10 protein-coding genes are annotated in these 13,222 nt (G+C 65.6%); 2 read left to right on the top strand and 8 right to left on the bottom strand.

The features are described 5' to 3' along the window. Positions 1–6: 6 nt before the first annotated feature. From flgK to ACFE72_RS18020, 5 genes are all read right to left on the bottom strand, one after another. A complete protein-coding gene (gene flgK / locus ACFE72_RS18040) occupies positions 7–1,884 on the bottom strand; it encodes a flagellar hook-associated protein FlgK (RefSeq protein ID WP_375414490.1) in 1,878 nt (625 codons plus the stop codon). A gap of 186 nt (positions 1,885–2,070) precedes the next feature. Next, on the bottom strand, positions 2,071–3,468 hold the full coding sequence (locus ACFE72_RS18035) for a flagellar hook protein FlgE (RefSeq protein WP_375414489.1): 1,398 nt from the start codon (positions 3,466–3,468) through the stop codon (positions 2,071–2,073). Positions 3,469–3,772: 304 nt separating this feature from the next. Next, a complete protein-coding gene (locus tag ACFE72_RS18030) occupies positions 3,773–4,936 on the bottom strand; it encodes a mandelate racemase/muconate lactonizing enzyme family protein (RefSeq protein ID WP_375414488.1) in 1,164 nt (387 codons plus the stop codon). A gap of 405 nt (positions 4,937–5,341) precedes the next feature. After that, positions 5,342–5,842: a peptide-methionine (R)-S-oxide reductase MsrB gene (msrB, locus tag ACFE72_RS18025; protein WP_375414487.1), complete on the bottom strand. Its 501-nt coding sequence runs from the start codon at positions 5,840–5,842 to the stop codon at positions 5,342–5,344. Positions 5,843–6,064: 222 nt separating this feature from the next. After that, positions 6,065–7,522 carry an NAD(P)/FAD-dependent oxidoreductase gene (locus tag ACFE72_RS18020; protein WP_375414486.1) on the bottom strand — a complete coding sequence of 486 codons (1,458 nt, stop codon included), beginning with the start codon at positions 7,520–7,522 and terminating at the stop codon, positions 6,065–6,067. A gap of 94 nt (positions 7,523–7,616) precedes the next feature. Between ACFE72_RS18020 and ACFE72_RS18015 the strand changes: the two genes are divergently transcribed. After that, positions 7,617–8,159 (top strand): histidine phosphatase family protein, encoded by a 543-nt coding sequence (locus ACFE72_RS18015; protein ID WP_375414485.1) that lies wholly within the window; start codon positions 7,617–7,619, stop codon positions 8,157–8,159. 147 nt (positions 8,160–8,306) lie between these two features. After that, positions 8,307–8,732 (top strand): universal stress protein, encoded by a 426-nt coding sequence (locus ACFE72_RS18010; RefSeq protein WP_375414484.1) that lies wholly within the window; start codon positions 8,307–8,309, stop codon positions 8,730–8,732. Between the two features lie 136 nt (positions 8,733–8,868). Here ACFE72_RS18010 and ACFE72_RS18005 read toward each other — a convergent pair whose 3' ends face one another. The 3 genes from ACFE72_RS18005 to ACFE72_RS17995 are packed head-to-tail and all read right to left on the bottom strand — an operon-like array spanning position 8,869 to position 12,931. Continuing rightward, the gene (locus ACFE72_RS18005) at positions 8,869–11,091 is read right to left on the bottom strand and encodes a molybdopterin cofactor-binding domain-containing protein (protein ID WP_375414483.1); all 2,223 of its coding nucleotides are present in this window, start codon (positions 11,089–11,091) and stop codon (positions 8,869–8,871) included. Continuing rightward, positions 11,088–11,576, bottom strand: a complete 489-nt coding sequence (locus tag ACFE72_RS18000; protein ID WP_375414482.1) for a (2Fe-2S)-binding protein — start codon at positions 11,574–11,576, stop codon at positions 11,088–11,090. The genes ACFE72_RS18005 and ACFE72_RS18000 overlap by 4 nt, the downstream gene beginning before the upstream one ends. Beyond that, positions 11,573–12,931 carry a cytochrome c gene (locus ACFE72_RS17995; RefSeq protein ID WP_375414481.1) on the bottom strand — a complete coding sequence of 453 codons (1,359 nt, stop codon included), beginning with the start codon at positions 12,929–12,931 and terminating at the stop codon, positions 11,573–11,575. The genes ACFE72_RS18000 and ACFE72_RS17995 overlap by 4 nt, the downstream gene beginning before the upstream one ends. Positions 12,932–13,222 lie beyond the last annotated feature (291 nt).

The following is a 13,222-nucleotide window of genomic DNA, read 5'->3' as shown; positions in this document are numbered from 1 at the left end:
ATCGCCTCAGGTCTGGAGCTGCAGCAGGCTGGTCATCATGCTCTGCACCACGCTCATCACATGCGCATTGGCGGCGTAGGAATTCTGCAGCGCGATCAGGTTCGCCATCTCGGTGTCGATACTGACGCCGGACGTCGCGTTGAATTTCTGCTGCAACGTGGAAACCACCACATCCTGCCCCTGCTTCAGTTGCGTCGCGGCCGCCGCCGCGTTGCTTTGCAGGCTGAGGAATTGCTCCATGAAGGTGCTGATGGTTCCCTTGAACGGCGTGGCGTTGGAGCCGAGCCCGGTCTGCGGCGAGTAGGTGAAGCTGCCCGAGGTCAGTTGCGAATAGATAAAATCCGCGCGCGTGGTGTCGCCCGACGGCGTTACCGGCGCGGTATTGTACACGGTGAGCTTCGACGGGTCGGCCGACAGCGCCGGATTGACCATGATGCGTCCGGCGAGCCCTGTCATCTGCGAGCCGTCGGCCGTGATCCTGCCGGTATAGAGCGAACCCGCATCGGTGAACAACGGCAATTGGGCGACGCCGTTCGCCAGCGACGACGCGGTGGTCGTGGCGGACGCGGCGGTGACGGTCGCCGCAGCGGTATTGTCATCGACCGCGCGCAACGTCGATCCGGAGGGATTGGAAAACTGCAGATGGGCCGCGCCGAGCGCCGCGTTCAACTGCGCCACGACCGACGCCATGCCGCCGGTGAAATTGATTCCGATCACCTGATCGTTCGGATTCGGCGTTGCGGTGTTCGACAGCGGCAGCGCCGCCGGATCGTCCACGCGCACGATCGTGACCTGGTGCTTGGTATTGGTCGCGGCGTCGGTGTAGGTCAGGTTGATGCTGTTGCCCGCCTGCAGGCCGGACAGATCGAGATCGAAACCCGCCGGCGGCCCGGCCACCGCGGCGCCGGGTTTGGTGATATCGGACAGCGAACTTGCGAGCGCCGCGGCCAGCTGGTCGACCTGTGCCTGCGCCTGCACCAGCGTGGTGTCGCGTAGTTTGAGATCGGCGGCGATCTGGCCGGAGCTGATCGCGTTATTGGCGATCAGGTCGAAATTGCCGCCGTTCGGCAGCCTGACCGTGATGGTGCCCGCGCCCGACAGCGCTGGATTGCTGTTCCACCGTGAATTGGCGTTCAGCGTGCCCTGCGAATTGAAGGCCAGCACGGACGCCTGACCGCCGCCGACCAGTTGAATGCCGGAGGTGGTCAAAACCGTGGCCTGGTTGGTATTGTCGGTGACGACGCGGATGTCCATCAACTGCGACAGCCGGTTGATGGCATTGTCGCGCTGATCCATCAGGACGGCCGCGGCCGGATCGGTCGCATTCATGCCCTGCAGCCGCGAATTGAGCTGCGCGATCCGGCTCATCGCGACATTGGCCTGGTCGGTGGAAACGCCGATGTCCTGCTCGACATTGGAACGCAGCGTCTGGATGCCCGTCGTCGTCGCGTTCAGTTGCTGCGCCAGCGACTGCGCCGCCGCCAGCACCTGGGTTTGCGCAGCGCTGGAACCGGAGCTTGCCGATAGCGCCTGCAACGCGCTGGTGAAATTGCTGACGGCGTTCTCAAGCGTGCCGTCCTGGCCCGGGGTGCCGTAGACGTTTTGCAACTGGCTCAGGATGTCAGCGATCTGGTCGGCATAGGCGCCGCCGGCGGTTTCCGTGCGCAACTGGGTCTGGATGTACTGATCGAGCTGGCGATTGACGCCGTTGACGCGCACGCTCGCGCCGTTGCCGGCGCCGGCGGCGAGTTCGATCTGGTTGGCGCTTTGGCTGACATAGCCCGGCGTCTGCGCATTGGCGACATTGGATGATACGATTCCGAGCGCAGCCTGGTTGGCGCGCAGGCCGGCCATCGCGGTGGAGAGGGCTGAACTCAAACTCATGTCACGTCACCGCTGGTATCGTGCCCCGGACGCAGCGCCCTTGCGGCGCGCTGCAGAGCCGGGGGGTCCATCCCCACGTCATTGCCGGGCTTGACCCGGCAATCCATCCTCTTCGACGATTGCTGCGAAACGGACGGGCGCGCGGGTCAAGCATGACGGAAAAAAATCGCCTCCCCCGCTCACCCATCAGCGCAGCACGTTCAGCAGGTCCTGCACCATGCTGTTGGCGGTGGTGATGACCTTGGTGTTCGCCGAATAGGCCTGCTGGGTGACGATCAGCTTGGTGAACTCGTCGGCGATGTCGGTGTTGGAGCCTTCCAGCGACGAGCCGCTGATACTGCCGGAGGCGCCCGCGATGGCCTGGCCGGACTGATCGGTCACCGCATAGGCGCCGCCGTCGAGCGCCTTCAGGTAGTTGGTGCCGTTGAAGTGCGACAGCGTCACCGCGGCCAGATCGATGTTCTGCCCGTTCGAGAATGTGCCGATCACCAGGCCCGAATTGCTGATCGCCACCGATTGCAATTGTCCGGCCGGATAACCGTTCTGCGAAATCTCGTTGATGGTGGCGGTGCCGCCGGTGGTGGCGTATTGCGTGAGCCCGCTGGCACCGATGCTGACCGACACGTTGCCCAGCGTTTGCCCGCCGACCGCGACGCCGGTAAGCGTGATCGAGGGGGAGGTCGGCGCGGTCAGCTTGCCGTTGCTGCCGAACTTGAAGTCCGTGCCGGCGTTGACCCACGCCACCTGGGTGCCGGTCGCGGCCGGATCCTTTTGGTAGAACAATTCCCAGTTGTCGATATGGGACCCGCCGAGCGCGGCGCTGTCGGTCTTGGCCCAGCGCAATTGCAGGTTCACCGGCGTGCCGGACGCATCGTATGCGGTGACGGCGCCACCGCTGATCGACTGGTTCTGGAACAGGGTCGCGTCGTTACCGACCACCGTGCCGGTGCCCGCCACCGTCGGATTGACGCTGAACACGGTGGCGTCGAGACCGCCGGCGGCGGTGATGGTGCCCGCCGCGGCGGTGCTTGCCGCCGCGGTGACCGGCGTGGCGGGAAGGTTGAGACCGTATTGTATCGTGGTGGTCGCCTGCGCCGGCACGAAGCTGTTTTGGAATTGCAGCACCTGCGGCACGTTGCCGAGCGGGTTACCCGTCTTGGAGTCGACCGGGACGCCCATCAGAAAGTAGCCGGCGCCGTTGACCAGATTGCCGTTGGCGTTGACCTGAAAATCGCCGCGCCTCGTATAGTCCGTGACCCCGGTGAAAATCGGCGTGTTGTCCACCGTGCCGCTCGACTTCTGCACCGAGAAGAAGCCATCGCCGTTGATCGCCATGAAGGTGCTCACCGTCGAGGCCGACACCGTGCCCTGCGATGAAACCGTCTGCCTTGCGTAAGCGGTGACGCCGCCCGAGATCTGACGGTCCGGATTGGTCGCCTCCGGCACCAGATCGACGAACGAGGTGTTGATGCCCTTGAAGCCGGTAGTCTGCGCGTTGGCGATGTTGCCGGAAATGTTCTGCAGCGCAAAGGACTGCGCCTGCAACCCGCCCACCGAAGTATTGAGCGCATCGAAGATACCCATAACGTCGTCTCCAAATTCATGCCCGGCGCGGTCAAGACATGGCCGCGATCAGAGGAGACATTGCAGGGGATATGCCAAGGCAAAAAACACAGCGGATTCAACGGCGCCACACCATTGCGGGAGCCCGGCGACCGGCGCACATTTGCCTAGCACGGTAAGTTTTGCCGGGAGAACGACGCACCCACACCCACCGTCGTCCCTGGATTTTTCGAAGCGGATGATCCCGGTCAAGCCCCGCAATGACGCCCGAGATATGTGCAGACCCTACGCCTTCGCGGGACGCCGGCGGAAAATATGGCGTTTCCTACTCCGCCAGTTCGCGCATCACCTTGATCAGATCGGACTTGCCCTCGAAACCGATTCCCGGAATCTCCGGCATGACGACGTGGCCGTCTTCGACGCGAACGGAATCGGGGAAGCCGCCATAGGGCTGAAACAGGTCGGGGTAGCTTTCGTTGCCGCCGAGGCCGAGGCCGGCCGCGATGTTGAGCGACATCTGATGACCGCCGTGAGGGACACAACGGGACGCCGACCAGCCATGCTGGGCCAGCACGTCGAGCGTCCGCAGATATTCGACCAGCCCGTAGGACAACGCGCAATCGAACTGCAGCCAGTCGCGATCCGGCCGCATGCCGCCGTAGCGCAGGAGGTTGCGCGCATCCTGGTGCGAGAACAGGTTCTCGCCGGTCGCCATCGGCCCCGGATAGAATTCCGAGATGGCGGCCTGCAGCGCGTAATCGAGGGGATCGCCGATCTCCTCGCACCAGAACAGCGGATAGTCGCGCAGCATCTTCGCGTAAGCGATGGCGGTTTCGAGATCGAAACGTCCGTTGGCATCGACGGCAAGCCGCGCTTGCGACCCGATCTCCTGCAGTACCGCCTCGATCCGTCCGCGGTCTTCCTCCAGCGGCGCGCCGCCGATCTTCATCTTGACGACGTTGTAGCCGCGATCGAGATAGCCGCGCATCTCGGCCCTCAGCGCCGAATTGTCCTTGCCCGGGTAATAGTAGCCGCCCGCCGCGTAAACGAAGACACGCGGATCGGCGCTGCGGCCCTTGTTGTCGGCGAGCAGGCGGAACAGCGGCTTGCCGGCGATCTTGGCGACCGCGTCCCACACCGCCATGTCGAGCGTGCCCACCGCGACCGAACGTTCGCCATGCCCGCCCGGCTTTTCGTTTGCCATCATCGCCGCCCAGATGCGATGCGGATCGAGATTGCTGCCGGCGTCATCCAGCAGGCTTCCAGGCTCGGCCGCGATGATACGGTCGCGGAAGCGTTCCCGGATCAGGCCGCCCTGGCCATAGCGGCCGTTCGAATTGAAGCCGTAGCCGACGACCCGGCGGCCGTCGCGCTCAACGTCCGTCACAACCGCGACGAGGCTGGCCGTCATCTTTGAAAAGTCGATATACGCGTTGCGGATCGGAGAGGCGATCGGCTTGGTGATTTCGACGACATCGACGATACGCATGGTGTTTTCCTTTTTGGCTTGTTCGTCATTTGCCGGGCGTGGCCCCTGCTGTATGCACACATCTCCGCCGTCATTGCCGGACTTGACCGGCAATCCATCTCCTTTGCAAAGACTGTTGCGATGCGTTGACCGCGTTGGGGACGGCGGCGGTCACGAAGGACTGGCCCGGCCGATCGGTCAGCCACTGGCCGATCAGACGCGCCGTGATGTCGACCCCCGCCGCCGGCGGCGAAGCCCGCGACGATGCGGACCGGTCGCGCGGGATAGTCGTCCGCCGATATGCGCCGCGGAAACGCGGCGACGGCGCTTGCGAGTGCAAGCAATCTACGGCAGTGAAGTTCCATGGCGGGCCCTGGGCGGCGCCAAGGCTATCGCAATGTTCAGGATTCGCGAAAATGCGGATCCTTAGCTCGCCTGTGGCGCCGCCGGGTGGAACACCAGCGCAAAGCCGTCCATGCAATAGCGCAGTCCGGTCGGCTTCGGTCCGTCGTCGAAGACGTGGCCGAGATGGCCGCCGCAGCGGCGGCAATGGATTTCGGTGCGAAGCATGCCCATGGTGCGATCCTTGGTTTCGCCGACGGCGTTCTCCAGCGGCTGCCAGAAACTCGGCCAGCCGGTGCCGCTCTCGAACTTTGTCTCGGAGGAAAACAGCGGCAGGTCGCAGCCGGCGCAGGCGAACGTGCCCTTGCGATGTTCCTTGAGCAGCGGACTGGAGCCCGGGCGCTCGGTGCCGTGCTTGCGCAGGATGTCGTACTGCATCGGCGTAAGCTGCGCGCGCCACTCGGCATCGGTCTTTTCGATCTCGAATTTTTCGGCGGCCTCGGCGGGCGTCATCCGCAGCCAGCGGAACGCGGCAAGCCCGAACAGGCTGGCGGCGGAAGCAAGCAGGATGCGGCGGTCGATCATGGCGGTCTCCGTGGATGCATGCGGTGCATTGACGTAACTACGGCGGGCAATTGCGGAAGTTACATGGCTATGACGGTATTTTTCTCACTTTGTCGCGAGGTTCCTTGTCCCCCGCGCAGGCGGGACCCACCCCTGGCCTCGGCGAAGATTGGCTCAACAGCCCTTAGGAGGCCAACGACGGTGGCTATGGTCACCGCCTGCGCGGGGACGACGCATGATTGTTTACTGCGCCCCGTCACCGGCCTCCGGCGGAGGCGCCGGCCGCGGTTGCGCCCGACCCTTCCCGGGCACCGGCGCCGGCCGCTTGCGCGGCGGCCTGGTCCCGGCCTGGCGGTTGGCTTCGGCCATCCGCGCCTCGCGGATGCGCTCCCTGGCTCGCGCGCCTTCGCGATAGCGCGCCAGCGCGCCGGCGGCTGCGGAGCTTCCGCGCTCCCAGATTCCGACCGCATGGCCGACGATGCGCCCGGTGCGGCCGCCCGCCCACACCAGTTCGAACGGCGAGAACAGCCGCCAGCGCTGGTCGCCCCACAAAATGCTGCGCGCGATCAGTTGTCCGGCCATGGCGGTGGTGTTCAGGCCCTGTCGTCCAAAGCCGCTCGCGACCCAGAGTCCCCGGCGCAACTGCCCGATCTGCGGCATGCCATGCACGGTCCGGCCGATCGCGCCGCTGAAAACCTCGGCGATCTCAACCTTTCCCAGTTGTGGAAAAATCGTGCCGATGCGGCGCTGGATAGCGGGCGCGAACCGCTGCGGCCGCCCCGCCCAGGTGGTTTCCGGGCTCGACCACATCAGCCGGTCGCCCTCGACAATGCGGAAATGGTCGATGCCGTCGGTGTCGGTCACCGATCCCTGGAACGTTACCGCCTCGCCCAGGCGTTCGCCGAGCGGGGCGGTCACCGCCGCATAGCGCCACACCGGCAGCAGCGTCTCCGACAGCCGCCGCAGCGCCGCGCCGAGATGGATGTTGCCGGCAAGCACGATATGCGAGGCGCGCAAACGCGCCTGCGGCGTCACGATGCGCTTGCGGATTCCGGAATAATCGATGCTGACCACCGGCGTATCCTCGAAGATGCGCGCGCCCGCTTTTCGCGCCAGCGCCGCAAGGCCGCCGGCATATCGCCGGCCATCGATCTGGAACGCCTTGGAATAATATACGCCGTGGAAATAGCGCCGGGTCTTCAGTTCGTCGCGGACCCGGTCCACCGGCCAACCCTCGACCTCGGTTCCGAAATCCTCGGCCAGCATCTGCAGCCGGCCGATCAACCGGTCACCGGCGTCGACATTGGAGACTTCCAGCGCGCCTTCGCTGAACCTGCTGAAGGGAATGAGCGTCGCTGCGGCGCGGACGTAATCGGCGCCCTGCTTCGACAGCGCCCATAATTCGCGGGCATCCTCGAAGCCGACCCGCGCGATCAGATCACCGACCGGCACCCCGTAGCCCGGCATCACCGTGCCAAGGAGGTTTCCGGACGCGTTCCAGCCGACGTGGCGGCCCTCGAGCACGGCAACGCTGGCGCCGAGCAATGCAGCCTCGCGCGCCACGGTAAGGCCGGCGAGACCGGCGCCGATCACGCAGATATCGACATCGAGATCGAACGTCAGCCGCACCCGCTCCGGCGCCGCTTCCAACCAGGCTGTGGCGTCATGTCCATCGCCAGCACTTGTGGAAAGTTCCGTCATTGCTTTTACTTACGGACCCGCGCAACGCTTGTCACCTTGTCCCGCGATCAAAGCTTGTACATTAATCGGACCTGAAACGAATCGAGATCGCGCCATGCGACGTTTGATGCTGCTGCGTCACGCCAAGACCGAAAACGACGCGCCCACCGGCCAGGATCAGGACCGCCGCCTCGATCAACGCGGCCGGTGCGACGCCGCCGAGATCGGCGGCTGGATCGCGAAACATCCGCCGTTTCCCGATTCGGTGCTGGTGTCGCCCGCGGTCCGGTCGCACCAGACCTGGGACATCGCCGCGGAGGCGATGCACGGCGCGGCGCCGCCGCCCAAGGTCGCGTTCGTGCCGGAACTTTACGGGGCGGACGTCTCGACGCTGCTGCAGATCGTTCACGCCGCAGCGGCGGACGATCCGCAGCGGCTGATGCTGATCGGACACAATCCCGGTCTGCACGAATTCGCATTCACCCTCACCGGCAGCGGCAATCCCGCCGGACGCACGGCGCTGGCCGACAACCTGCCGACCTCGGGCCTCGTAGTCATCGATTTTGCCATTGAAGACTGGGGCGACGTCTCGTTTCGCGGCGGCCAGCTCGAACTGTTCATCAGCCCGAAACTGTTGAAGGCGGCCCCGGGGAGCTGACATCGTGCCCCGCCTTTCCGTCATTGCCGGGCTTTGACCCGGCAATCCATCCTTTCGAACGACTCCTGGGAAGAGGATGGATGCGCCGGGCCAGGCCTGCGCATGACGATAATTGTGATACGATAATTGTATCAACGGAGGCGTGAGATGTTCAAATCCATTCTCGTCCCGATCGATCTGGCCGACACCGATCTGGCGAAACCCGCCATCGCGGCCGCGGCGACGCTGTCGCAGACCTATGCCGGCTCGGTGCGGCTGTTGAACGTGCTGCCGATGACGCCGGTGATGCTGGCCGAATACGTACCGGCGGATTTCGACGTGCAGCAGCGCCAGTCATCCGAGGAGGCGCTGGTCATCGTCGCGCGCGAATCCGGCATCGAAGCAGCGCGGATCTCCAGCGTGGTGCGCCAGGGCGGCATCTATCACGAAATCCTCGAAGAGGCCGCCGCCATCAAGGCCGATCTCATCGTCATGACCTCGCACCGCCCGGCGATGCGCACCTACTTCCTCGGCTCCAACGCGGGCCACGTGGTGCGCTACGCCAAATGCTCGGTGCTGGTGGTAAGGCATTAGCAGCGTCGTCCCTGCGCAGGCGGGGACCATATGCCGTGTCGCGATGTTTTGCAGCGACGTTGCATTGGCGGTGCGCGACATGAACGCCGGTGGTTATGGCTCGCGCGGGGTGGGACGACTCGGAAGACATGCCCCCTCATGCATCCATTGCGCCCCTGATCCGCTTGCGCGTCAGCGGCAGGTCGCGCAGGCGCTTGCCGGTGGCGGCGGCGATGGCGTTGGCGATCGATGCTGCGGCCGGGCCCTGCCCGGTTTCTCCGCTGCCCAGGAAGGGCTGGCCGGGCCGGTTGATGATATGGACCTCGACGCTTTCCGGCACCGCATTGAAGCGCAGGATCGGATAGGTCTGCCAGTCGGTGCTGGTGATCCGCGTATCGTCGAAGGAGACGCTTTCATAGAGCGTCCAGCTCATCGACTGCAGGATTGCGCCTTCGATCTGGTTGCTCAGCCCGTCCGGATTAACCACCTGGCCGCTGTCGACGGCGGCGACCGCGCGCACCAGGCGCGGACGGCCGGTCTGCCGGTTCACTTCCACTTCGGTGGCGATGGCGCAGTACGCCGCAAGGTTCTTGTAGCGCGCAAACGCAAAGCCGAAGCCGCGATCCGGCGGCGCTTGCCGATCCTTCCGCCATCCGAACGCCTGCGCCGCCTTGTCGATGATGTCGCGCCCGCGGGGATCGTCGAGATGTTTCAGTCTGAACTCGACCGGATCGGCGCCCGCCGCACTCGCGAGTTCGTCCATGAAACTCTCGATCGAGAACACGTTGTGGTAGGCGCCGAGCGCACGCATCGCCGAGATCCGCAACGGCATCGCTGCAATAAAGTGGTGCACCACCTCGGCATTGGGGAATTTGTAGATCGGGATCGCGTTGCGGTCGCCGCCGCCTTCCGGCAGCGGCAGCGGCTTGGGCGCCGGCGGCGCGAAGGGCTGCGCCATGTGCTGCGCCGCCAGCATCGATCCCGCGCCGCCCGGCCGCATCGAATGGGTGTTGCTCCAGACCTCGAAATTCCAGTCGGAAATGGCGCCGCTGCTATCAAGCGACGCCTTCAGCCTGGTCACCATCGCCGGCCCGAACGGCTCCCAGCCGTGCTCCTGCTCGCGCGTCCAGTGCACCCGGACCGGTATTCCAGGCAGCGCGCGGGCGATCAGCGCGGCGTCCGCGGCGGCATCGTCCGCGCCGTTATGGCCGTAGCAGCCGGAGCCTTCCACATGAATGCAGCGCACGCTCGCCGGCGGCATCCGCAGCATCTCCGCGATGCCCTGGCGATCGGGATAGACGCCCTGGGTGTGGGTCCACACCGTCATCGCGCCGTCGACGAAATGCGCCACCGCACAGGACGGCCCGATCGATCCGTGCGCCTGATAGGGCCGCGTGTAGGTCGCTTCGATGGTGCGCGCCGCGGCGAACGACGGGTTGCCCTGGCGGAAAATGGTGGTGTCCTGCGACGGCAGGCCGGTCAGGACGCTGGGCAGATCATCCTGCCTCGGCAGAGCGGCGGTTTCCTGCCACTTCGTCACCGCCGACAGCGCATTCATGGCCTTGATCGCCTGGAATTCCCTTCCGGCCACGACGGCGAGGAAATTGCCGTCGCGCACCACCTTGACCACGCCCGGCAGGTTCTCGACGGCCGCGGTGTCGCACGCCGTCAACTGCGCGCCGTAGCTCGGCGGGCGCACGACGCGGGCGTGCACCATGCCGGGCAGCCGCATATCCTGCACATAGGCCGCGCCTCCGGTGACTTTCGCCGGGATATCGACGCGGCGCACCGATTGGCCCATTATCTTGAATGTTGCCGGATCCTTCAGTTTCGAGGTCGGCTGCGCCTGGACATGCAGCAGTTCGGCTGCGACGAGCTCGCCGTAGCGCAGCCGCCGGCCGTCCGATGCAATCACCTCGCCGTTGCCGGTGCGGAGATTTTCGATCGGCTGATCGAGACGCCGTGCCGCTTCCGCGACCAGCAGGTCGCGGGCCTGGGCAGCGGCGTTGCGGATCGCGGCGCCGCTGTCCTTCATCGAGTTGCTGCCGGAAGTATAGCCTTCGTTGGCGGTGAGCCTGGTGTCGGCGGTGACCACCTTCAACGACTCGAACGCAACGTCGAGTTCCTCGGCGGCGATCTGCTGAAATGCCGTCTTGAAACCCTGACCGAGTTCGGCCTTGCCGGTGAATACCGTGATCCCGCCGCCGGCGTCGATCCGGATCCAGGAATGAAGCAGCGGCGATTGCTTCAGGCTGCCGGGAAGAGCAGGCTCCGGCGCCTTCTGCTCCTGCGCCACCGCCTTGGCGAGCGGGAAGCTGACGACCAGCGCGCCAGCGCCCGCAAGCACGCGGCGGCGGTCGAGAATCACCGGACCTTTCATTGCGCGCTCCCGGTCGATGCATCCGCGCTCTGCATCAGCGCCGCGGCGCGATGCACCGCGCGCAGGATGCGCATATGGCTGCCGCAGCGGCACAGGTTCGGCGCGAGCTCGGCGCGGATCTGTTGGTCGGTCGGTTTGGAATTCCGCTGCAGCAGCGCCTGCGCCCGCATCATCATTCCGGCGATGCAGTAGCCGCATTGCGCCGCCTGCTCTTCCATGAAGGCGCGCTGGATCGGCGCCGGCGCCTCGATGGTGCCGAGCCCTTCCAGCGTCGTCACCTGCCTGCCTTCCAGCAGCAGCAGCGGCGTCACGCAGGACAGCACCGCCTTGCCATCCACGATCACCGTACACGAGCCGCATTGCCCGAGCCCGCAGCCGAACTTCGCGGCGTTGAGCTCAAGGTCCTCGCGCAGCACATAGAGCAGCGGCGTATCCGGATCGGCGTCGATCCGGTGCTCGTGACCGTTGACCTTCAGTGTCGTCATGGCCTGTCTCGCTGGCTTGGATCGGCGGGTGCGTTGTATGGCCCCGCCGAGGTCTGGAGGAAGTGGGCCTGCCCCTGCCGCGCGTCGGCGACGGTGTTTTCAACGCCGGTCCATGCCGGGCCATCGCTGAAGCGGGCGCGCAGATAAGTCAGCAATGCGGCGATCTGCCGGTCGTCCATGCTGGTCGCAAATCCCGGCATGATCGGACTGCGTTCGCCTTCCACCGGTCCTATGCCTGACAGGACGGTGTTGGCCACGTTGCGCGGATCGGGACTGCTGATCCCGGTGGATAGGCGCAGGTTGATGCCGCCATAGGGCGGCGGCCGGTTGCCGTCATGACACCCGGCGCAAGCCGCCGCGTAGATCGAGGCGCCGGCGGTCGCGTCCGGCGGCTGCGGCGACGGCGCGCGCGCCTGGGCGAGAATTTCATCGCCGCGGCGCTTGCGATCCGGCGTCGGCGCGCCGAACACGCCGGCCATATAGAACGCGATGGCGCGGAGATCGCCTGGCGGCGCCGCCGACAGATTGCTCACCACCTGCGCCATCGGGCCGCGCGCGACGCCGTGATCGGGATGCCAGCCGTCGCGCAAATAGGCGAACAAGGCGTCGGCATCCCATGGCACCGGCGACGGCGACTGGCCGTTGATGGCGTAGGCGTGCCAGTTATCGACATCGCCGCCGGCGAATTGCGCGCGTTTTCGCTCCGCGCCGAGCGCATTGCGCGGGGTGTGGCATGCGCCGCAATGCGCCAGTCCCTCCACCAGATACGCGCCGCGATTCCATTCCGCGCTCTGCGTGGGATCGGGCTGCCAGTTTTCGCCGCGCAGGAACAGCAGTTTCCAGCCCGCGATCAGGACGCGCTGATCGAGCGGAAACGCTATCGCGTTGGCGCGCGCCGGCGCATGCACCGGCTGCCGCGTCATCAGAAAGGCATAGAGCGCGCGGTCGTCCTCGTCCGACACGTTGATGAAGTGATCGTAGGGAAAGGTCGGGTACAAATGCCGGCCGTCGCGGCCGACCCCCGACCGCATGGCGCGGCGGAACGCCGCTTCCGGCCAGCGCCCGATCCCGGTCCGCGCATCCGGCGTGATATTGGAGGAATAGATGGTGCCGAACGGCGTCGGCACCGGAAACCCGCCGGCAAAATCCTTTGCTCCGCGCGCGGTGTGGCAATCGCCGCAATTGCCGATCGCCGCGAGTTCACGGCCGCGCTTGACCAGCACCGCATCGAACGCGCCCGGCGCCGGCGGATCGATCGCCGCAATCGCCGGCCGCCAGGCAACGGCGAATGCGGCAACCGCGGCGGCGGCCACGATCGCGGCTGCGATGCTCCACATGATCCGCGCAGACGCCATCCGTTTCCGTCAATCGCCCTGGGTTGCCTTCAACCGGCTTGTACTAGCATGAATGGCGGTATCCGGCGTTTCACTAAATGGATATCGAGCGTTTGCCCGCGGCCGCACCGCGGCGGCGCTTTTAATACAACCTGCGTAATCACGACCTCTCTCCGCATCCCCGCACAGACGCCGGGTATGCACACATCCCGTCATACGCGCGCTTGACGCGCGTATCCATCACTTCGCAAGACTCTTTTGAAGGATGGATTGCCGGGTCAGCCTGCGTTATCACAGGATATGCGCATAACC

This window comes from uncultured Bradyrhizobium sp. (assembly GCF_964252615.1).
Lineage (GTDB): Bacteria > Pseudomonadota > Alphaproteobacteria > Rhizobiales > Xanthobacteraceae > Bradyrhizobium.
The sequence above is the reverse complement of the archived record's forward strand: the minus strand, read 5'-3'. Positions and strand labels throughout refer to the sequence as shown.

What these genes read in the sequence shown, in the direction of transcription:
- ACFE72_RS18005 (WP_375414483.1), bottom strand. Translation starts at nt 11,091, where the DNA reads ATGAAAGGTCCGGTGATTCTCGACCGCCGCCGCGTGCTTGCGGGCGCT.
- ACFE72_RS18010 (WP_375414484.1), top strand. Translation starts at nt 8,307, where the DNA reads ATGTTCAAATCCATTCTCGTCCCGATCGATCTGGCCGACACCGATCTG.
- flgK (WP_375414490.1), bottom strand. Translation starts at nt 1,884, where the DNA reads ATGAGTTTGAGTTCAGCCCTCTCCACCGCGATGGCCGGCCTGCGCGCC.
- ACFE72_RS17995 (WP_375414481.1), bottom strand. Translation starts at nt 12,931, where the DNA reads ATGGCGTCTGCGCGGATCATGTGGAGCATCGCAGCCGCGATCGTGGCC.
- ACFE72_RS18030 (WP_375414488.1), bottom strand. Translation starts at nt 4,936, where the DNA reads ATGCGTATCGTCGATGTCGTCGAAATCACCAAGCCGATCGCCTCTCCG.
- msrB (WP_375414487.1), bottom strand. Translation starts at nt 5,842, where the DNA reads ATGATCGACCGCCGCATCCTGCTTGCTTCCGCCGCCAGCCTGTTCGGG.
- ACFE72_RS18020 (WP_375414486.1), bottom strand. Translation starts at nt 7,522, where the DNA reads ATGACGGAACTTTCCACAAGTGCTGGCGATGGACATGACGCCACAGCC.
- ACFE72_RS18000 (WP_375414482.1), bottom strand. Translation starts at nt 11,576, where the DNA reads ATGACGACACTGAAGGTCAACGGTCACGAGCACCGGATCGACGCCGAT.
- ACFE72_RS18035 (WP_375414489.1), bottom strand. Translation starts at nt 3,468, where the DNA reads ATGGGTATCTTCGATGCGCTCAATACTTCGGTGGGCGGGTTGCAGGCG.
- ACFE72_RS18015 (WP_375414485.1), top strand. Translation starts at nt 7,617, where the DNA reads ATGCGACGTTTGATGCTGCTGCGTCACGCCAAGACCGAAAACGACGCG.